The 21144-nt window shown below is 43.3% G+C and carries 15 protein-coding genes; 6 read left to right on the top strand and 9 right to left on the bottom strand.

The window, feature by feature from the left end:
• Positions 1–8 precede the first annotated feature (8 nt).
• From sdhA to sdhC, 3 genes are read right to left on the bottom strand one after another with little or no spacing between them, the layout of a single operon-like run.
• A complete protein-coding gene (gene sdhA / locus L2748_RS07030) occupies positions 9–1775 on the bottom strand; it encodes a succinate dehydrogenase flavoprotein subunit (protein ID WP_220781974.1) in 1767 nt (588 codons plus the stop codon).
• Positions 1776–2123, bottom strand: coding sequence for a succinate dehydrogenase, hydrophobic membrane anchor protein (gene sdhD, locus L2748_RS07025; RefSeq protein ID WP_220781973.1), 348 nt, complete (start codon positions 2121–2123; stop codon positions 1776–1778).
• Positions 2117–2512, bottom strand: coding sequence for a succinate dehydrogenase cytochrome b556 subunit (gene sdhC / locus L2748_RS07020; RefSeq protein ID WP_220781988.1), 396 nt, complete (start codon positions 2510–2512; stop codon positions 2117–2119). Before sdhC ends, sdhD begins: the two co-directional genes overlap by 7 nt.
• A 412-nt stretch (positions 2513–2924) precedes the next feature.
• Between sdhC and L2748_RS07015 the strand changes: the two genes are divergently transcribed.
• The 5 genes from L2748_RS07015 (at position 2925) to L2748_RS06995 (ending at position 13017) form a co-directional block, all read left to right on the top strand.
• Positions 2925–4214 carry a citrate synthase gene (locus L2748_RS07015; RefSeq protein WP_220781972.1) on the top strand — a complete coding sequence of 430 codons (1290 nt, stop codon included), beginning with the start codon at positions 2925–2927 and terminating at the stop codon, positions 4212–4214.
• A 470-nt stretch (positions 4215–4684) separates the two neighbouring features.
• Positions 4685–5749 (top strand): efflux RND transporter periplasmic adaptor subunit, encoded by a 1065-nt coding sequence (locus L2748_RS07010; protein WP_220781971.1) that lies wholly within the window; start codon positions 4685–4687, stop codon positions 5747–5749.
• 22 nt (positions 5750–5771) lie between these two features.
• Positions 5772–9077: an efflux RND transporter permease subunit gene (locus L2748_RS07005; protein WP_220781970.1), complete on the top strand. Its 3306-nt coding sequence runs from the start codon at positions 5772–5774 to the stop codon at positions 9075–9077.
• Positions 9074–12169 (top strand): efflux RND transporter permease subunit, encoded by a 3096-nt coding sequence (locus L2748_RS07000; protein ID WP_220781969.1) that lies wholly within the window; start codon positions 9074–9076, stop codon positions 12167–12169. The genes L2748_RS07005 and L2748_RS07000 overlap by 4 nt, the downstream gene beginning before the upstream one ends.
• Positions 12170–12435: 266 nt before the next feature.
• Positions 12436–13017 (top strand): hypothetical protein, encoded by a 582-nt coding sequence (locus L2748_RS06995; protein WP_246616193.1) that lies wholly within the window; start codon positions 12436–12438, stop codon positions 13015–13017.
• Between the two features lie 70 nt (positions 13018–13087).
• Here L2748_RS06995 and L2748_RS06990 read toward each other — a convergent pair whose 3' ends face one another.
• Genes L2748_RS06990 through L2748_RS06975 form a run of 4 tightly spaced genes read right to left on the bottom strand, consistent with a single transcriptional unit; the run spans position 13088 to position 18434 of the window.
• The gene (locus tag L2748_RS06990; RefSeq protein ID WP_084221416.1) at positions 13088–13261 is read right to left on the bottom strand and encodes a Trm112 family protein; all 174 of its coding nucleotides are present in this window, start codon (positions 13259–13261) and stop codon (positions 13088–13090) included.
• A gap of 11 nt (positions 13262–13272) precedes the next feature.
• Complete coding sequence (gene lpxK / locus L2748_RS06985) at positions 13273–14265, bottom strand: tetraacyldisaccharide 4'-kinase (RefSeq protein WP_220781968.1); 993 nt, start codon at positions 14263–14265, stop codon at positions 13273–13275.
• The gene (msbA, locus tag L2748_RS06980; protein ID WP_220781967.1) at positions 14266–16089 is read right to left on the bottom strand and encodes a lipid A export permease/ATP-binding protein MsbA; all 1824 of its coding nucleotides are present in this window, start codon (positions 16087–16089) and stop codon (positions 14266–14268) included.
• A gap of 32 nt (positions 16090–16121) precedes the next feature.
• Positions 16122–18434, bottom strand: coding sequence for a DNA internalization-related competence protein ComEC/Rec2 (locus L2748_RS06975; RefSeq protein WP_246616192.1), 2313 nt, complete (start codon positions 18432–18434; stop codon positions 16122–16124).
• Between the two features lie 77 nt (positions 18435–18511).
• On the opposite strand from L2748_RS06975, the gene L2748_RS06970 reads away from it, so the two are divergent.
• The gene (locus tag L2748_RS06970) at positions 18512–19018 is read left to right on the top strand and encodes a DUF2062 domain-containing protein (protein ID WP_220781965.1); all 507 of its coding nucleotides are present in this window, start codon (positions 18512–18514) and stop codon (positions 19016–19018) included.
• Positions 19019–19076: 58 nt separating this feature from the next.
• Here the strand turns inward: L2748_RS06970 and L2748_RS06965 are convergent, their stop codons facing one another.
• On the bottom strand, positions 19077–19913 hold the full coding sequence (locus L2748_RS06965; RefSeq protein ID WP_220782276.1) for a M23 family metallopeptidase: 837 nt from the start codon (positions 19911–19913) through the stop codon (positions 19077–19079).
• A gap of 26 nt (positions 19914–19939) precedes the next feature.
• Positions 19940–20818 carry a 6-carboxytetrahydropterin synthase gene (locus L2748_RS06960; RefSeq protein WP_220782277.1) on the bottom strand — a complete coding sequence of 293 codons (879 nt, stop codon included), beginning with the start codon at positions 20816–20818 and terminating at the stop codon, positions 19940–19942.
• Positions 20819–21144: the final 326 nt, after the last annotated feature.

Below are 21144 nucleotides of genomic sequence, written 5' to 3'. Positions count from 1 at the left end.
TCTTCTCCTTAGTAGGTACGCTTGATTGGCGGGAATGCGGCGCGAAGCTTAGGCTCCATGTTCACATCTCGCTTAGTCATAAGCTCAGTAACTGGGTCATAAATACTGTGACATAACCAGTTATCATCATCACGTTCTAGGTAATCTTCACGTGAATGTGCACCACGGCTTTCTGTACGGAAGTTTGCCGCTGTTGCCGTTGCAATCGCAGTGGCCATCAAGTTATCTAACTCTAAACATTCAATACGCTGGGTATTAAATTCTGTTGAGTTATCAGATAGCTTGGCATTGGCTAAACGCTCACGAATCGCTTTAAGCTCTTTAAGGCCTTCAGCCATCGCATCGCCACTTCTGAATACCGAGAAGTTAAGCTGCATACAAAGCTGCAGATCTTTACGGATAACAGCTGGATCTTCACCGTCTTTGTTACTTTCCCAGCGGTTTAAACGTGCTAGAGAAGCATCAATTTCGGCTTGGCTAGCTTCTTTTGGTGTTGGCGTTTCATCTAACGCTTTACCTAAGTGCTGACCTGCTGCTCGACCAAATACTACAAGATCTAACAATGAGTTACCACCCAATCGGTTCGCACCGTGTACCGATACGCACGCAATTTCACCAACTGCAAATAGGCCGGTTACATCTTCTTCGCTGCCATCATTATTTTGACGAACAACTTGACCACTCACTTTAGCTGGCAAACCGCCCATCATATAGTGACAAGTCGGCAATACTGGGATTGGACCATCTGCTGGATCGATATGTGCGAATGTGCGCGATAGTTCACAAACACCAGGTAGGCGTGCTTCTAGGGTCTCTTTACCTAAGTGATCAAGCTTAAGCAAACAGTGCGGGCCTAGTGGACCATCAAGACCACGACCTTCACGGATTTCAGTCATCATAGAACGTGCTACCACGTCACGTGATGCCAAATCTTTCGCGTTAGGTGCGTAACGTTCCATGAAACGTTCACCGTCTTTGTTTAGAAGGTATCCACCTTCACCACGACAACCTTCAGTTACCAAAACACCTGCGCCAGCAATACCCGTTGGGTGGAACTGCCACATTTCCATGTCTTGCATCTGCACGCCAGCGCGCATCGCCATACCCACACCGTCACCAGTGTTAATATGTGCGTTTGTGGTAGAAGCGTAAATACGCCCTGCTCCACCAGTCGCTAAGATAGTTGCCTTGGCTTTGAAGTAAACTATTTCGCCGGTTTCGATTTCGATTGCAGTACAACCAACAATCACACCATCTTCATTTTTGACTAAATCAAGTGCATACCACTCAGAGAAGACTTCAGTCTTATGCTTAACGTTTTGTTGGTATAGGCAATGCAGTAATGCGTGACCAGTACGGTCAGCAGCTGCCGCTGTACGCGCAGCCTGTTCACCACCAAAGTTTTTAGATTGACCACCGAAAGGACGTTGGTAGATTTTGCCGTTCTCGAAACGTGAGAATGGTAGTCCCATATGCTCAAGTTCGATAACTGCTTCTGGGCCAGTTTTACACATAAACTCAATCGCTTCTTGGTCACCGATAAAATCAGAACCTTTCACGGTATCGTACATGTGTTGTTCCCAGTGATCTTCGTGGGCATTACCCAGTGCTACGGTAATACCACCCTGTGCAGATACTGTATGAGAACGAGTTGGAAAAACTTTAGATAACAGCGCACAGCTCTTACCTTCTTTAGAAATCTGTAAAGCGGCACGCATACCGGCGCCACCAGCACCGATTACAACCGCGTCAAATTCGCGAACTGGAATAGCCACTTAAACACCCCACACTATCAAAATGCCTGCTGCCAAATAACTGAAGGCTGCTACGACAAAAACAAACTGAAGTACACCACGTAGAGATACACACTTTACATAATCTGTTAGTACCTGCCAAATACCAATCCAGGCATGTACTAGCACCGCGACAAGCGCGAGAAGTGTGAAGACTTTCATTGGCAATGCGCTAAATAAGCCATGCCAAGCGTCATAAGTTAGTGGAGAGCTACATGCGATAAACCCAACCAAAAAAATGGTGTAACAGGCTAGGACTACGGCACTTGCACGTATAAGAATAAAGTCATGGACACCACTGCGGCCCAGACTTGCTGCGTTCGTTACCATACCCAAATCCCCGCGATAATTGAAAACACTACTGACAAAGCAATAGCGACTTTAGCTGATGAAACACCAGAAGAGAGCTCTTCCCAGTAGCCAGCATCCATCACTAAGTGGCGAATACCCACTATCAAGTGATAACCCAGCGCGGTAAGAATTCCCCAAATGATGAACTTAACAACAAAGTTATCAAAAAGAGATTGGACGCCTGCGAAACTCTCAGCTGATGCTAATGACTCATTAAGCAACCAGATAAGAATACCGACGGCAAACAACATTATTACGCCCGATACACGGTGAAGAATCGACGCGATCGCTGTTGCAGGGAAGCGTATGGTCTGCAGATCTAAATGGACAGGTCTTTGCTTTTTCACGTTCTGCTCACTCTGCTCAATTTGAGCTATTTTTTGTTATATGAACCGCTTTTGATTAAATTCCAAACAGTGATTTAAATCACGGTTTAGAACTTTTACAAAAGAAAACTTGAAACAAACATTTAACGGATTTAGCAACCACTAATTAAGCGTGCAAAAAAGTGATAACTTATCGCCAATGTATGCAGCTCTTCTGAGCTGCGGCAAGTATACGTGGGTGAAATATCAAATACAAACATCACATTATGCAAATTTTGTTTTTTTGGTAAAAAAATCTGCCAAGCACCTACTGGCACAAGCACTTAAGCCAAAATAAGACCATGGTCTAACAAATTTAAACGCTTATTTAAATTGAAATGTGATCTAGATTCACTGTAAAGTAATGTCGTTTGATAAGCCGCACTCAATAAGAATGAAGTAAGGAGAATGGGGTATGGCTGACAATATAGCCAAATTAGAACTACCAGGGAACGATTCAATCGAACTGCCTATCAAAGAAGGTACGGCAGGATTTGATGTTATCGACATCAGTAAGCTAGGTAGCAAAGGTCACTTTACTTTTGATCCAGGATTTCTTGCGACCGCTTCCTGTGAATCAGCGATCACCTACATCGACGGCGAAAAAGGCATACTGCTTCACCGCGGTTACCCAATCGATCAGTTGGCAGTAGAGTCTGACTATTTAGATTTATGTTATTTGCTTCTTTACGGAGAGTTGCCAAATAAAGCTCAGTACGAAACGTTTGAGCATACTGTTAAAACACACACCATGGTGAATGAGCAGCTTGCAGCTTTCTTTAGAGGCTTTAGACGTGATGCTCACCCAATGGCAATGCTATGTGGTGTCACAGGCGCGCTTTCGGCGTTCTACCAAGACTCTTTGGATGTAAACGATGAGCGTCACCGTGAAATCGCTGCATACCGCTTAGTATCAAAGATGCCAACTATCGCAGCTATGTGCTACAAGTACTCAATCGGTCAACCGTTTGTTTACCCACGTAACGAGCTTAGCTATGCCGGTAACTTCCTAAGCATGATGTTTGGTGTACCTTGTGAAGAATATAAGGTGAATCCAATCGTTGAACGTGCAATGGACCGCATCTTTATCCTACACGCGGACCACGAGCAAAACGCTTCAACATCAACTGTACGTTTAGCTGGCTCTTCAGGTGCTAACCCGTTTGCATGTATTGCTGCTGGTATTGCGTCACTTTGGGGACCAGCACACGGCGGTGCTAACGAAGCATGTCTAAACATGCTGGAAGAAATTGGCACTGTTGACCGTATTCCTGAGTTTATTGCACGTGCTAAGGACAAAGAAGATCCTTTCCGTCTAATGGGCTTTGGTCACCGTGTTTACAAGAACTTCGACCCTCGCGCGAAAGTGATGCGTGAAACATGTCATGAAGTCTTAGCTGAACTTAAGGTCAACGATCCACTTCTAGATGTAGCAATGGAGCTTGAGCGCATTGCACTAGAAGATGAGTATTTCGTCTCTAAGAAGCTTTATCCAAATGTTGATTTCTACTCAGGGATCATCATGAAGGCTATCGGTATTCCTACAAGCATGTTCACTGTACTATTCGCCCTTGCGCGTACTGTCGGTTGGATTGCCCACTGGAAAGAGATGCTAGATCAACCTGGTCACAAGATCAGCCGCCCTCGTCAGCTATATACTGGTGATGCTAAGCGCGATTTTATTGAGCTTGATAAGCGCGATTAACACATATGATTTAGCAGTCAGTTTAAGCTCGTCACTTAAATGACTGATAAATTGATTGAAAGGCACTCATTGAGTGCCTTTTTTATTGCCGCGCTTTTTATTTATGTATTTTAATCATGAAAATAATTCTCGTTAGGTAACACGTCAATTCTCTCAAAAATCGCTTCTTTCAATCCTCCGCCTCTGTATAAGCCAAGTCGCAGTAACCTCAAGCCTTTACTAAAATTTATATAACCTTAATTAATCGACACAATTCGTAATTAAACCAAAAACTAGCCACCTAAAAAGAAACCAATTGTAACCTTTGTTAAAAAAACCAACATTTAAACTTTTTCACTAGATAATAATTAATTTAATTTTAAGAAATAAACTTAAAAACACGTAAACCATTGTTAAGTAACAACTTAACAACATGGCACGCATCATGCTTTATCAGGCTTATTGGAACAATTAAATTAAGGTCTGCTTACATGGAAGCGTTAAACAAAAAACACATTATTCTCCCCTTATTATTGGGCGTATCACTTTTAAGTGCTTGTGGCAGTGAAGAACAAACTAAAGAAGAAGAAAAATACGCCGTCCCAGTTGAAACTGCCACGGTGATCCAAGGCGATGTTTCCTCTTTTTACAGCACAACCGCGACGTTAGAAGCGCCACAAGAAGCTAATGTTGTTACTCGAGTCGCAGGGCTGATACAAGAATTAAAAGTTGAAGAAGGTGATAGAGTTAAAAAAGGTCAGTTGCTAGCAATTATCGACTCTAAAAGGCAGAAGTTCGATTTAGATCGCTCGCAAGCCGAAGTTGAAATCATCGAGCAAGAGCTCAATCGCCTTAAGAAAATCAGCAATAAAGAATTTTTCAGCGCCGACTCAATGGCAAAGCTTGAATATAACCTGCAAGCAGCCATGGCCAAACGTGATTTAGCAGCGCTTTACGTACAAGAAAGCATGATCCGCTCACCAATTGATGGCGTTATCGCAACGCGATTTGTCAAATCGGGCAATATGGCAAAAGAATTTGATGAATTATTTTATGTGGTCAATCAAGACGAACTATACGGCATAGTGCATTTACCCGAGCAGCAATTACAACACCTTCGCCTAGGTCAAGACGCCCAAATTGTTGCCAACAAACATACCCAAGAAACCACCCATGCCACAGTGCTTCGTATAAGCCCGATTGTCGATGCACGAAGCGGTACCTTTAAAGTCACCCTGTCAGTCCCTAATCAAAATGCGACGCTTAAAGCGGGGATGTTTACTCGCGTGGAACTAAAGTACGACACCCATAATAATGTTATCACCGTGCCTTATAACGCATTGATCAACCAAGATAACGAGTACGCTTTATATGTTCTCGATGGTGACAATGTTAATCGCCGCACTGTGTCTCTCGGGTACCGTGAAGTCGATACCGTGGAAGTGGTAAGCGGTATTCAGCCTGGCGAGCAAATCGTTGTCCGTGGTCAGCAAAACCTTAAAGACCTGTCATTAGTTGAAGTCATTAATTCAACAGATCTAGCGTCAGCTAAATAGCTTAAAATCTACGGAGCACGTTATGTCTATAATAAAAACAGCGGTTAATCGACCGGTCACGGTTTGGATGTTCATGTTTGCAGTGATCCTTTTCGGCATGGTGGGTTTCTCTCGCCTTGCAGTAAAACTATTGCCAGATTTAAGTTACCCAACCATTACTATTCGTACCCAATATGTGGGCGCAGCACCCGTTGAAGTTGAACAACTGGTATCTAAACCAATCGAAGAAGCTGCGGGTATTGTCAAAGGACTTAGGAAAATCAGTTCAATTTCGCGCTCAGGTATGTCCGATGTAGTACTTGAGTTTGAATGGGGTACAGATATGGACATGGCAAGTCTTGATGTACGAGAAAAACTCGACACGATTGAATTGCCGCTTGATGTTAAAAAGCCCCTCTTACTGCGCTTTAACCCAAACCTTGACCCTATTGTTCGTTTAGCGCTCTCAGTGCCAGAAGCAAGTGATACTGTGACTGATGGCACGAGTGAAACAGAACTAAAGCAGATGCGAACTTACGCCGAAGAGGAGCTCAAACGTCAACTTGAGTCCCTATCCGGTGTAGCCGCTGTAAGGCTTTCTGGAGGTTTACAGCAAGAAGTGCATATTCAACTTAATCAACAAAAGCTCAGCCAACTAAATTTAAGTGCCGATATTATTCGCAACCGTATCGCCGAAGAAAACATTAACCTCTCTGCAGGTAAAGTGATTCAAGGTGACAAGGAATACTTAGTTCGTACCTTAAATCAGTTCAACTCGCTCGATGAGCTGGGGCAAATCGTGATTTACCGTGATGAGCAAACGCTAGTGCGCCTATTTGAGGTCGCAACCATTGTTGATGCCTTTAAAGAGCGCAATGACATCACGCGAATTGGCGATAAAGAATCCATTGAACTGGCTATTTATAAGGAAGGCGATGCCAATACGGTTGCAGTGGCGCGCAAAGTGACTGATGAGCTCAATAAACTCAATCAGCATAATGCTAAAGGCGAATTAAAAGTTATTTATGACCAATCCGAATTTATTGAAAGTGCGGTTAACGAAGTCACCAGCGCTGCACTTATAGGTAGTTTGCTTTCGATGCTGGTTATCTATCTATTTTTACGCGATATCATCCCTACATTGATTATCTCTATCTCAATCCCCTTTTCGGTTATTGCCACCTTTAACATGATGTACTTTGCCGGTATCAGTCTAAACATCATGTCACTTGGCGGTATTGCCTTAGCGGTTGGCCTCTTGGTCGATAATGCCATTGTGGTATTAGAAAATATCGACCGCTGCAAATCTCTTGGCATGAACAGACTTGAAGCTGCCGTAACAGGCACCAAAGAGGTGGCCGGCGCTATCTTTGCTTCCACTTTAACTACGCTTGCGGTATTTGTACCTCTGGTGTTTGTTGATGGCGTGGCTGGCGCACTATTTTCAGATCAAGCATTAACCGTAACTTTTGCTCTACTCGCTTCATTACTTGTGGCATTAACCACCATCCCAATGCTTGCATCTCGTGAAGGATTCAAAGCACTGCCACCATTATTAGAAAAAGCAGCCAAACCAAAACCCGTTACCAAGATGGCCAAATTAAAGCATTACAGTGCCACGGTATTCTCTTTCCCATTTGTATTATTGTTTAACTACTTGCCAAGCGCGCTGTTAACACTCGTGCTTATTGTTGGTCGCAGCCTATCTTGGCTAACAGGACTGGTTATGCGTCCGATCAGTAGTGGCTTTAACTGGGGCTACAGCAAACTTGAGGTCTTGTACCATAAGCTGCTAGCCGCAGCGCTTAAGTTTCGCGTTGTCACTTTAGCTATAGCGCTCATGGTTACAGCGAGTGCAGGATTGCTGCTCCCTCGTTTAGGTATGGAGCTCATCCCACCTATGAATCAAGGCGAGTTTTATGTTGAGGTTTTATTGCCACCAGGCACCGAAGTGGCTCAAACCGATCGCGTTCTGCGTAAACTCGCGCTATCGATAAAAGATCGCAAGGACGTTAAACATGCCTATAGTCAAGCAGGTAGTGGCGGACTGATGACCTCTGACACCTCTCGAGGTGGAGAAAACTGGGGGCGCTTACAAGTGGTACTTAGCGACCATAATGCATTTGATGCGGTAGCCGATAAATTACGTACAACCGCGATGCGAATTCCTGAACTTGAAGCCAAAGTGCAGCACCCAGAACTATTTAGTTTTAAAACACCACTTGAAATCGAACTTGTTGGTTATGATTTAGCTCAGCTTAAACAAACGGCAGACAATCTTGTTGATGCACTGGGTGATTCTGAGCGTTTCGCTGATATCAATACGAGTCTACGAGACGGCCAACCTGAGCTAAGCATTCAGTTTGACCATCAACGTTTAGCAGCTCTGGGAATGGACGCGCCAACGGTAGCGAACCGGATTGCCCAGCGCATTGGCGGTACTATTGCTAGCCAATACACATTTCGTGACCGCAAGATTGATATTTTGGTGCGCAGTGAAATTGATGAACGCAACCAAATAAGCGACATCGACTCGATGATTATTAATCCAAATAGCAGCCATCCAATATCGCTTAGTGCAGTAGCAGATGTCAGCCTAAAATTAGGTCCGTCTGCAATTAACCGTATCAGTCAACAACGCGTTGCTATTGTGTCTGCCAACCTCGCTTATGGCGATCTAAATGACGCTGTGTTAACTGCTCGTGAGATTTTGGCAGCGCAAACTCTCCCCACTTCGATTCAAGCTCGATTTGGCGGACAAAACGAGGAGATGGAGCACTCGTTTAAGTCATTACAAATTGCACTCGTATTAGCAGTATTCTTAGTTTACTTAGTGATGGCAAGTCAGTTTGAATCTTTACTGCACCCGCTACTTATTCTCATCGCCGTTCCTATGGCTGTTGGCGGCAGTATTTTTGGCTTGTTTATCACTCAAACTCACTTAAGTGTGGTGGTGTTCATTGGTCTTATCATGCTCGCAGGTATTGTTGTGAATAACGCCATTGTGCTAGTTGATCGAATTAATCAACTGCGCCAAAGCGGTGAAGATAAACTGAGTGCAATCTCAAACGCGGCTAAATCGCGCCTACGCCCAATCATTATGACCACCATGACCACAGCGCTAGGTTTATCGCCAATGGCATTTGGGCTAGGCGATGGTAGTGAAGTTCGAGCGCCAATGGCAATAACGGTTATCTTTGGCTTATGCCTCTCTACCCTACTTACTCTTGTTGTTATCCCTGTGCTTTATGCCGTCTTTGACCGAAAACAGTTTGACCAAATTGAATCAGGGAAAAGCAACGACACTGGTGCAATGAATAATCAAACTCTTGAAGGAGGTAAAGCATGAATATCACCCGCTTTGCCTTAGCACGACCTGTAACCACAACCATGTTTTTTATGGCAATACTGTTATTTGGGTTAGCTTCAAGCAGATTACTGCCGCTGGAAATGTTCCCTGGCATCGATATTCCGCAAGTAATTGTTGAGGTGCCTTATAAAGGTTCAACTCCCGCTGAAGTTGAACGCGATATCACCAATATATTAGAGGAGTCATTAGCCACTATGGGCGGCATTGAAGAGCTTCGTTCAAGCTCTTCGCAAAATGGTGCAGAAATAGACCTAAGAATGAAGTGGGGCGAAAACGTTGCGACTAAAAGCTTAGAAGCGCGTGAAAAAGTCGATGCGGTGCGTCATTTACTGCCAAAAGATGTAGAACGAGTGTTTATCAGGCAGTTCAGTACTGCTGATATGCCAGTGCTCAATCTGCGTATTTCCAGCGACCGTGAATTATCAAGCGCCTTTGACTTACTCGATAAACAGCTTAAAAAGCCTCTTGAGCGGGTAGCTGGCGTATCGCAAGTCACGCTTTACGGCGTTGAGCAAAAGCAGATTGAAATACGTGTTAATGCCGACAAACTGGCTGCGAGTAATATTTCAGTGCAAGCGCTTAATCGCCGTTTACAACAAGAAAACTTTGTTATTAATGCCGGCGTACTAAAGACTCAATCACGAGTATATCAAGTATCACCTAAAGGTGAGTTTAGAAACTTAGATGATATAAATAGGATTGTTTTAGCTCCAGGCATTACCCTTGCAGATATTGCAACTGTGAGCTTTTCACTGCCAGAACGCCTCGATGGACGTCATTTAGATCAAAATTATGCTGTGGGTCTGGATGTATTTAAAGAGTCTGGCGCGAATCTAGTTGACGTATCACAGCGCGTCATGAAGGTGATTGATGAGGCTAAACAAAACTCTCAATTTGACGGCATCAAACTGTTTGTGATGGAAGATCAAGCATATGGCGTAACCTCATCGCTGCGCGACTTACTTGCAGCAGGCTTAATTGGCGCACTACTGTCTTTTGTGGTCTTGTATCTGTTCCTACGCGATTTGAAGATGACCTTAGTTATCGTTTCATCGGTACCTATTTCCATCTGTATGACTTTGGCTGCTATGTACTTTTTAGGCTATAGCCTCAATATCTTATCTATGATGGGGCTATTGTTGGCTGTAGGTATGCTGATTGACAACGCCGTTGTGGTGACTGAAAGCGTACTGCAGGAAAAACAGGCTAATAGGGACAATACCTCTGACGCTACTGCCACATATTCTCCTAACCAAGGAATAAAAAGCAGCGCGATTTTACGTGGTGTCGATAAAGTTTCACTTGCAGTACTAGCGGGAACACTCACTACTGCAATTGTTTTTTTACCGAATATTTTCGGCGTTAAAGTCGAATTGACGATTTTTTTAGAGCACGTTGCAATTGCAATTTGTATCTCACTCGCCGCTTCTTTACTAGTTGCAAAAACACTATTGCCGCTGATGCTCAGTAAACTAAGTTTTAAAGTTAAGCCCGTCGCCAAAAAGAGCCGCTTACAAACAGGCTATCAAACCAGCCTTAATTGGATTTTGGCTCACCCGCGTATATCTGGGGTTTTGGCGCTAATGATATTGGCATCAACAGCCCTACCACTGAGTATGGTCAGCCAAGATCAGTCTGATGGCGAAGGCAATAATCGTTTATATATCAATTATCAAGTCGAAGGCAGACATAGCTTAGATGTTACAGAAGCGATGATCACCAAAATGGAAACTTACCTTTATGCCAATAAAGACAAGTTCCAAATTGACTCGGTATACAGCTACTTTTCTGCAGACAGAGGCCAATCAACACTGATCTTAAAAGACGATACCGAAGTTGATATGAAAGCACTGAAAAAGACCATACGCGAAGGCTTTCCTAAATTTGCGATTGCCAAACCGCAATTTGGCTGGGGCGGTGAAAACAATGGTGTGCGGGTGTCATTAACCGGACGCTCTACCAGCGAACTTATCCGTATTAGCCAGCAAGTGGTACCGTTACTCAGCGCAATTGATGGTTTAACCGATGTGCGCTCAGAGCTTAACGGTGCCCAGCAAGAAGTGGTGATCCGCATCGACCGTCAAATGGCCGCTAGACTGGACTTAAAGCTAAATGAAGTGGCTTCCAGTATTTCTATGGCGCTACGTGGTACGCCTTTACGTTCATTTCGCCACGATCCAAGCGGTGAACTCCGCATTGAAATGGCCTATGAGCAACAGTGGCGCCTATCCCTAGAGAAACTAAAACAGTTACCGGTTATCCGTATCGATAATCGCGTATTTACCTTAGATAACTTGGCAAAAATTGAGATCTTACCGCGCTTCGATACCATTAGGCATTACGACAGGCAAACCGCGCTGTCGATAGGCGCAAACCTCGATGAACTGACTACCGAAGAGGCACAGGAAAAAATCACTCAGGTTATGGATAGTGTTAACTTTCCTGCCGGTTATGATTACTCCCTTAGAGGTGGCTTTCAAAAGCAAGATGAAGACGAAGCAGTAATGGCGACAAACATGATTTTAGCAATCGCGATGATTTATATCGTAATGGCAGCGCTATTTGAGTCACTCTTACTGCCAACTGCAATTATCACCTCGATTTTATTTTCAATAACCGGTGTATTCTGGGCCTTATTATTTACTGGCACCCCCATGTCGATTATGGCAATGATAGGCATATTGATTCTTATGGGAATAGTGGTAAACAACGGCATAGTATTGGTCGACCAAATAAACCAAATGTCACCCGCGTTAGATGAGCTGTCAAATGCGATTAGTACAGTGTGTTATACAAGATTGCGCCCTGTATTGATGACAGTTGGCACCACTGTACTCGGTTTAGTGCCACTCGCGATGGGAGACACCCAACTTGGTGGCGGTGGCCCTTCATATTCACCAATGGCCATTGCCATTATTGGCGGCCTGACATTCTCAACGGTTACCAGCTTGTATTTAGTGCCACTCTGTTATCAAGCGCTTTATAGAATGAGGCATAACAGTGCTATTCGTCTCGGGCAAGCCGATAGGTTTTCAAGAAAGGTTTTGCCTTGGATGAGTGGCTCACATTAGCCCGTATATAATTGGCCCCAATACAAGCTACTAATATTAAAAGATGGCATTAACGGCTAACCTAAAAGACTAAAACCATGATCAGGTTTTAGTCTTTTTTACTCTATAGCTGAATATAAAAGCTAGCTTTTGTGCGTTTGGCAAAATAACTGTTTATAAAATAAGACAATATGCAAAATAGAATTTGTTATTCTACTCTCAATTAACCGCACAGATTAAGGGCCTGCGCCCCCATATCGTTTACCTTTAACATGACAAGGATAATCATGAAGCCGTTTGCGAAATTTGCTTTAATTGGACTAGTCGCTGCTATGCTAATCAATACTTCCGATAGCCAAGCGAAAGAAACGACTCCTGCACTCGATGCGACCCAATGGAGTTATGCAACGGATCCATATGGCAGTACTGCCACATTTCGAAATCAAATGATCACTGATGAAGGAGTTTGGGTTAAGTTCAAGCGGATCCCAAGAGTCGATCCACAACGTAACTCTTGGGTTGAAGTCATTTATTCTCCTGAAGCCACCAGCTTAGCGGGAACTAAAAAGATCCGCCTTACCTATAAATGCGACATACCATTACTGATTAAGTTATCGCAATCTCACTACGGTAAAGAAGGTGACAAGACTTATGCTCACTACCAAACAAAGCTTCCAGCAAGCAATGACTGGAATACTGTAGAAGTCGGTTTTGATACTTTTTCTCGCCCAGACTGGACACCAAAAAGCTCGGTAGACCATGGCATAATACTAAATGAAATCAATGCACTCTATTTGACGCCAAGTATGACAGACAAGCATGGTGGTAAAGCAACCTTACAAGTGCAAACATTAGACCTATTACAGTAAGGAAAACAAGTTATAGCTAAATTTAAACAACAAAAAAGCGCCATTAAGGCGCTTTTTTGGTGCAACTAAACTACTCAGCTAACGGTTCAGCTTTGTTTTCAAGTAAAACCGGAATGCCATCATTGATAGGATAAGCCAACTTATCAGCCTTGCAGATTAACTGCTGCGCTTCTTTATTGTATTCAAGTTTGCCTTTACACACTGGACACGCAACGATTTCGAGTAATTTTTTATCAAATGCCATTTTGAATGCCTTTACTTATCTGCTACTAACTGATCAATTTTAGTCAGTAGTTGTTTATCAAATGAGGAAGATAGCTTCGCATCAACTGCGAGATACCACCAGTTATCTTTTGCAAAATCGCGACATTTCACCGCATCTTTTTCTGTCATTACTAAGATTCGACCATCTGCCAGTTCAGTCAAAACAGATTCTTGGTAATCACTATGATCATCAAAAGCTTGAACCTGTTCGACTTCATAACCTTGAGCTAATAATGAATCAAAAAACCGCTGTGGATTACCAATACCAGCCATCGCCACAATAGAATCACTCTTTGTAGGAACTGAGCCACCATGATGCAGTGCTGACACAGGCAACCACTTGCTGGGCTCTAATGTCATCAATTGTTCATTAGCAAGTGCATCGCCACCATTTACAATAACATGGTCAACACTATCTAAACGCCAAGCGCCTTCACGTAGAGGGCCTGCAGGCAGTAACATTCCATTACCTAAGCGGCGCTCACCATCAAGGATCACCAGTTCAATATCTCGTGCTAACTGATAGTGTTGCAAACCATCGTCGCTAATGATGATATCCACATCAAAGTCTGCTAATAGCTTATTCGCCGCATCGACTCGTTTAGCCCCTACAACCATAGGCACTTGGGTGCGCGCTACGATCATTGCAGGTTCATCACCAACGCTATCAGCCGAGTCTTCAGGCAATACAGCTCTCACACCGTCGATTTCAACGCCATAGCCACGGCTAATCACCCCGGGTTTCATGCCATGGCTGCGCAGCAATTCAATTAAGTAGATCACCGTGGGGGTTTTACCGCTGCCGCCAACAGTAATGTTCCCGACAATAATCACCGGCATGGGAAGTTTAATCGCTTGCTTTAGCCCAATTTTAAAAAGCTGTCGTCTCGTTGCTGTAACAAGAGCAAACAGTAACGATAAAGGCCACAATACAAATCTAAGCGGGTGACCTTGATACCATAGTCGATTAACCCAAGACTGCATTTAACTACCAAACTGCATTTGATACAGGTTGGCATATACCCCACCTTGAGCCAATAGGGTTTCGTGGTTACCACGCTCAACAATCTTACCTTGGTCAACAACCAAAATCTGATCAGCGCTTTCAATAGTTGATAAGCGATGAGCAATAACAACAGAAGTTCTGTTTTGACGTAAATTATCCAAACCTTGCTGAATCGCTTTTTCAGACTCGGTATCAAGCGCAGATGTCGCCTCATCAAGAATAAGTACTGGCGCATTACGTAAAATGGCGCGCGCAATCGCAATACGTTGGCGCTGTCCACCCGATAGCATCACACCATTCTCACCAATCTGGGTATCTAGCCCCTCAGGCATCGGCTCAATAAACTCCATTGCGTGAGCAAGCGTTGCCGCTTCAATGATCTGCTCTCGAGACGCTACGCCCGGATAAGCATAAGCGATGTTATTGGCGATAGAGTCATTAAATAATGTCACTTGCTGGGATACTAAGGCCACTTGGCTGCGCAAGGTTTTTAATTTGTATTCGTCAATATTATGCCCGTCTAGGGTAATATCACCGGCTTTTAAGCCGGTGTAGAAACGGGTTACTAAACTTGCAATGGTTGACTTACCTGAGCCAGAACGTCCTACTAAAGCTAAGGTTTGTCCCTGCTCTACAGTAAAGTCGATACCATCTAAGGCTAACTTTTCTTGTCCAGGGTAGCTAAAGTTCACCTGGTTAAATGATAAATCACCTTTAACGCGCTCAACTTCAAGTGTGCCTTTATCGCTTTCAGGTTCGGTATCAAGTAATTCAAATACCGTCGTACAGGCTGCGATACCACGTTGGAACTCAGCATTAACTCGCGTTAAGTTTTTAATCGGTTGCAACATCGCCAGCATAGCGGCAAGAATAGTGGCGAACGTACCTGCGGTTAGCTCACTTTTCATACTATCCAAGCTAGCGGCATAAAGCACAAACGCTAAAGCAAATGAACCAATAATCATCACTAAAGGTTGGCTAATAGCCTGCGCTGTCGCGAGCTTCATTGTTTGGTAACGATTTTGATTATTGACTTTAGCAAAACGCTCAGCTTCTGTTTGCTGACCACCAAAAGACAAGACGTTTTTATGGCCTTTAATCATCTGCTCAGTTGCTGCAGTTACGCCGCCCATTGCCGTTTGAATTTGCTTAGAGACTTTGCGGAAACGACGGCTGACAATAGTAATCACTAAACCAATAATCGGCCCAACGACTAAAATGACCAACGATAATTTCCATGAAAAATAGAACATAATCGCTATCATGCCGATGACGGTAATACTGTCGCGTACAATCGTTATCAACGCACTACCCGAAGCGCGAGCAATCTGTTCGGTGTCATAAGTCACACGAGAAATTAAGTTACCCGTGTTCTCTTTATCTATATAACTCACAGGCAGTGTCAGGTAATGCTCAAATACTTCCTGACGCATATCCATAATCACCCGAGCACTCATATAAGAGATACAATAAGTCGACAAAAAGTTTGCTAAGCCGCGAAGCGAAAATAGGCCAATAACCACTAATGGCGCTATCAGTAATACGTCACTTCCGGAATTAAAGCCTGCACCGGTTCCAAAATCGATACCGCCAATTCCACCAGTAGCCTGTGCAGCTTGTCCTGCCTGTCCACCAAAGCCTTCATCAATAAATGGCTTAATAACAGCGATAAACGTTGCATCAACAAGGGCATACATAGCTAAGCCAAAAATGGCTAAAGCCAGCACTGCTTTAAGGGGTTTTAAATAACCAAGTAAACGCTTAAATACAGTCCAGACTTCATTTTTAGGGGATGTTGTCATTGGGAAATTAACATATTGGCAAAAGAAGCATTCTACTCTGGATTTTGCACCAGACCAAACCTAAACACTTGGTTATACCAAAATGGTGCTAAATCTGTTCGATATGTACGCACTTTCATTGTATTTTGCTCAAATAAAACACTCACTTGTCCTTCATTTCCGACGGTTAAACTTGGGATCCTGCGTTTTTGATAACGTGCTACGACTTCATTTTTGGGAAATCCATAACGATTTCGAAATCCGGCAGGAAACACCACTAACTCAGGCGCAACAGCATCAATGAACCCCTCTGTTGAAGACGTTTTACTGCCGTGATGCGGCGCAATAAGCAGCTGGCTTTTTAGCGTATGCGGCAATTTAACGGCAGTGATAAGTGCTAGCTCTGCCTGCTTTTCAATATCTCCCGTTAATAACACGCTGTTATTCGAATCATCAACTCGTAACACACAAGAGCCGTTATTACCGGGCAAAGATGTACTCGGCGCTAATATTTCAATGTTCAACTGCTGCCAAGCAATCGACTGCGGTCTACAGCTCAAATTCTGCAGCGGGTTAATATCGGATATCACTTCCGCGGCAGGATAATTATCAATCATAAAACCAGCGCCACCAGCATGATCATTATCGCCATGACTGACAACGATAAAATCTACATCGTTTATACCTTTACTCACTAAGAAAGGCTTAATTGCGCGCTCTGCATAACTAAAACTATCGCCATAACGGGCACCTGTGTCATATATCAAAGCACGTTTATTGTGTTCAACAATGACTGACAAGCCTTGACCAACATCGAGAATATGCACCTGCCACCGTGCGGTGTCATAAAGGCTAAACAATAAAAACAAACTCTGGAGTGCAATAGGCAACATCATTATTGATAACGCCCAGCGCCAGCGGCTGTGCGTGATATTGCATGCTAAATAACAGCCTAAACATAAGAGGGCGAGCGCTGCAATTAACTCATCAGATAGCGGTAGCCAAGCGTAAGTCAAACTATTAGCATAATCTAAAATCCATACAACGGGTTCCATCAGTAGCGCACTTAGATCAAACATGCCTCTACCATCAAAACCGAAACGGGTAGCCAATATGAACATAAGCAAAGATAATAAACTGACCGGGATTAAGAGAAAACTAAACCAAGGCAGCAAAACAATATTCACTAATAGGCTAACCATTGAGGTTCCCGAAAAGAAAATCGCCTGAATCACGCCTAACCCAATAGTTAACCGCCATTGCACCGCCCAAAACGTTTTTACAGCAGGGGAGATTTTCCGCTGCATTCGTTCAAAATAGCCAGTGTCACACTTTTCAATTTTCTCCTCTACTCTTGCGTTCCTCAAAGTATTCTTTGAGTCGTAATACCTTGTTATCGTCCATAAAATAATAGCTAATGCACTAAAAGATAACCAAAAACTGGCACTTAATATACTTAACGGATCAAGCAATAAAAGCACAAAGAGTGCATATAACAATCGCTCCCAACTCGATGAATGCCGACTGAGTGCACTAAATAATATATAGGCAAGTATCATGACTAGAGCACGTTTCGTTGATATCGAAAAGCCTGCTAGATACCCATAAAACATTGCTCCTGCTGCAGCGATACCTATCGAAAGCAGCCAATTTCGACGATGGTTTACTGGTAAAAACCGGTACAAACAAAACCGAGTAAAAAACAGTATCCACATTGAAATAACCGATAAGTGTAAACCGGATATCGCAAACAAATGCCCTGCACCACTGACCCTTAACTCTTGCCAACGCTTGTTCTGAATTAATGATTTATCCCCAGAAACCAAGGCTAATATAAGATCACCACTAGCATGTAACCTCAAAACGGGCGTCAATTCTTCAATTAGTCCCGTTCTATAGGAACTATTTTTAGAAACAAGTTTTCCACTAATAACCTTACCTTTGGCTATAATATGATTAGCCACAAAGTGCTTTTGCTGATTAAAACCGCCTTGATTTAAAATACTGGTGATAGGTTTAGGCTTTATGGTTAGTTGCCAACGCTGACCGACTGATATTGGCGGTGGGTTTTGCCAAAAAAGCCGCAATTTACCTGTCATGCCACGGGGTAAAATTGAATCAATCAGCACAATATCCACACTAATCCAGTCGCTGTTAGAGCCAACTAATGATATGATCTCCCCTTCAACCTTTAATATTTTGGCATTTTTATCTTTGTTCCAGTCTATTAATATTGAATGAAAAATACTAATCCAGCAGATAGCTAGCAAGCTACCGGCGACAAATGGAAAACGCCGACCAGCTGTAATAACCACTACGATTAATAAAGGTAGGATGTATAGATTAACCAAGGATGGCCAGAACATTGTAGACACAATGGTGACGCAGTAGCCGCACATAAATCGATTCATAGTGAACTAAGTTAAGACAGCAAATAGAAGTTATGCCAAAAAAATTTATTGAAAGATTCATGCCTAAGCCTGAAACATTACGCGAACACAAGAATTTGCGTATGTTCGGAGATCTGCTCTTAAAACCTAATTTGTGGACATTAAACCGCCATTCAGCACCAGGCGCTTTTGCCGTTGGTTTATTTGTCGCATGGCTACCAATGCCTTTCCAAATGGTGCTAGCAGCAGCTTTAGCTATTTTATTTAATGTTAATCTACCCGTTGCCGTAGCACTGGTTTGGATCACCAACCCTATCACCATGCCGTTTATGTTTTATATTGCCTATCTACTCGGGGCAACTTTACTTGGGCATGATCCTCAAGCATTCAACTTTGAAGCCAGTTGGCAATGGTTTCAAGCTTCCATAGAAACTATTGGGCCACCCTTTTTATTGGGCTGTGTGGTATTGGCTGGTATTTTCTCACTGATTGGATATTTTTTAATACAGACGTTATGGAAATATTCGGTATTATTTAAGTGGAAAAAACGTTACAAATAACTGATTTAAAATAAAAAGCAGCCTTGATGGCTGCTTTTTTATTAAAGGGTGCTCGGCATTACTTTTCTCTTGCTAAGACACTTTTCATTGAAGGCACAACTGTGGTTGGATCTAATCGCATTTGGTACCAATTAATCCGCCAATCTAAATGCGGCCCTGTAGAGCGGCCAGTAGATCCCACTTCAGCAACCTTATCTCCTTGTTTAACGATGTCGCCTGGTTTGACGTAAAGCTTGCTCAAATGTAAAAAGCTCGAATTCACTCCATAACCATGGTCGATAATCATAGTCCCGCCAGAATAAAACATATCAGGCACTGACAACGAAATTACACCGTCTGCAGGGGCTACGACCACAGTCCCTGTTTTTGCTGCGACATCGACACCGTAATGTGGCGTACCGGGTTTGCCATTATAGATACGTTGACTACCATAAACCCCGCTAATTCTACCTGTAAGTGGCCAGATAAAATCCTGATTGAAAGCGTTGCTTGCTGTAAATTGCGCACGCGCAACCTTAACTTGTTTTGAATCCTCAGCCGCTCTAGCTTGCGCCTTAGGATCTGGCTTCATAATTTTCTTACTGATCCCGGTGATATTTTGGATCTTGTATGCGCGCTTTTTTAGCGTAAGCGGCTTAAGTTGAGTTAACCCGCCTGGATAGACAAGTTTAAGCATTTGCTCAAGCTGTGCTTCTCGCGCAAAGCCAAAAACGAAATCACCTTGAGCGTTAACCTTCACTGGCTCATCATTTAAAAACACTTGCGTGCCAGGCTGGACTTGAGCACGCACTAATGCGCCTTGGACTAATTCCCCTTTGAGCTCAACAGCTGCATTGGCCTGAAATGCTAAACCACTTAACACACTTGTAAAGATAATCTGGGTTATTGCTCTCAAAGCGACTCCTTTAAACTTTGGTTATATTATTGAGCGGGTCGGCTTGCTATTGCCCCTTTGCCAACGCCTTCATAAGCAATCACCTTAAAGTCACTGCTTGGTACTTTATCTGACAGGGTTTGTGCCATATAGTCCGCCAGTAATTCAACGGTGGTATCGTGCGGTAAAATATCGCAAAGACCTTTAGGCATTGCCAGTTGGAAATCACCTTGTGGCGCTTGATAGTGAAAGCCAAAATGAGTGTCATCTGTCACTTCAGTCTGCGGCGACAAAACTAATGTCGAAACTGAAACTTGATCTTCAACTGTGCCAAGGTAAATATCATGCCAACGTTTAGCCCAATATTCATCCCACTTTGGTGCTGCAACGCCGTTTTCAAAAACCGTTACAGGGCTACGGTGACCATGAGCAATACGCTGACAGTTACCATCGTGCTTCTTTAAGCCATGGCTATAATGATAATAAGGCGCATCGTGCAGTTCATTTCTAAGTGTTAACGAGATCCCTTCTACATTGTCGGGCAACACTTCTTTTAACGCTTGCCGCAAAAATTTATTCACGCTTTCAAAATCAATGAGTTCACTAGGAATAAGAGCGAAAGCTTGTGACGGACACGCAAGATGAATATCACCTTGTTGACTTGAAAAGTCCATCCATACGCGATCGCCTTTTTGTTGCCAACGCGCTTCACTGCAGGCGGTTGGGATCAACAATCGATGATCTGCCACATCATCAATGGTGTTTTTTATGGTGCGTTTTACTTTAGCAAAGTCAAGCACCATGTTTTGCTCGTCTAAACCACCATCAAGTAATACATCAACAATCCAGCTTTCACCTACCATACCTCTGATCGGACACAGGTAAGAAAAATCAATCACGGTCAAATCTTTAACGAACAGTTGCATTTTTGCTCCTAGGTAGAAAAACAGTCTACCAGTCATAGTCCATACAGCAGTGGCCGCAGGATGAATAAGGTTTAACGCAGACAGAACGAAGCTGCGTTGAGTATTGCAGTAGCTTACAATGAACAGCGCTAACATTCGACTTTTTTAATGCTGATTGCAGTGTTTTAAAGCAGAGGTTACATACAATAACAAGCGATTTGATTGTAGAGCTTTATATCCCTTGATGCAGAAATTACTGCGCTAAAATAAATATCATAATCGCTCATAAAAAAACCGAGCACTATGGCTCGGTATTTTTAGTAAAGCAATGGCGCATCATGCACTCG

Origin of the sequence: Shewanella sairae (assembly GCF_023283535.1) — a bacterium.
In the GTDB taxonomy this organism is placed as follows: Bacteria; Pseudomonadota; Gammaproteobacteria; order Enterobacterales; family Shewanellaceae; genus Shewanella; species Shewanella sairae.
The sequence above is the reverse complement of the archived record's forward strand: the minus strand, read 5'-3'. Positions and strand labels throughout refer to the sequence as shown.

Excerpts from the sequence above, each read along its gene's own strand:
- sdhD (WP_220781973.1), bottom strand. The coding sequence starts at position 2,123 with ATGGTAACGAACGCAGCAAGTCTGGGCCGCAGTGGTGTCCATGACTTT.
- L2748_RS07015 (WP_220781972.1), top strand. The coding sequence starts at position 2,925 with ATGGCTGACAATATAGCCAAATTAGAACTACCAGGGAACGATTCAATC.
- L2748_RS07010 (WP_220781971.1), top strand. The coding sequence starts at position 4,685 with ATGGAAGCGTTAAACAAAAAACACATTATTCTCCCCTTATTATTGGGC.
- L2748_RS07005 (WP_220781970.1), top strand. The coding sequence starts at position 5,772 with ATGTCTATAATAAAAACAGCGGTTAATCGACCGGTCACGGTTTGGATG.
- L2748_RS07000 (WP_220781969.1), top strand. The coding sequence starts at position 9,074 with ATGAATATCACCCGCTTTGCCTTAGCACGACCTGTAACCACAACCATG.
- L2748_RS06995 (WP_246616193.1), top strand. The coding sequence starts at position 12,436 with ATGAAGCCGTTTGCGAAATTTGCTTTAATTGGACTAGTCGCTGCTATG.
- L2748_RS06990 (WP_084221416.1), bottom strand. The coding sequence starts at position 13,261 with ATGGCATTTGATAAAAAATTACTCGAAATCGTTGCGTGTCCAGTGTGT.
- lpxK (WP_220781968.1), bottom strand. The coding sequence starts at position 14,265 with ATGCAGTCTTGGGTTAATCGACTATGGTATCAAGGTCACCCGCTTAGA.
- msbA (WP_220781967.1), bottom strand. The coding sequence starts at position 16,089 with ATGACAACATCCCCTAAAAATGAAGTCTGGACTGTATTTAAGCGTTTA.
- L2748_RS06975 (WP_246616192.1), bottom strand. The coding sequence starts at position 18,434 with ATGTTCTGGCCATCCTTGGTTAATCTATACATCCTACCTTTATTAATC.
- L2748_RS06970 (WP_220781965.1), top strand. The coding sequence starts at position 18,512 with ATGCCAAAAAAATTTATTGAAAGATTCATGCCTAAGCCTGAAACATTA.
- L2748_RS06960 (WP_220782277.1), bottom strand. The coding sequence starts at position 20,818 with ATGCAACTGTTCGTTAAAGATTTGACCGTGATTGATTTTTCTTACCTG.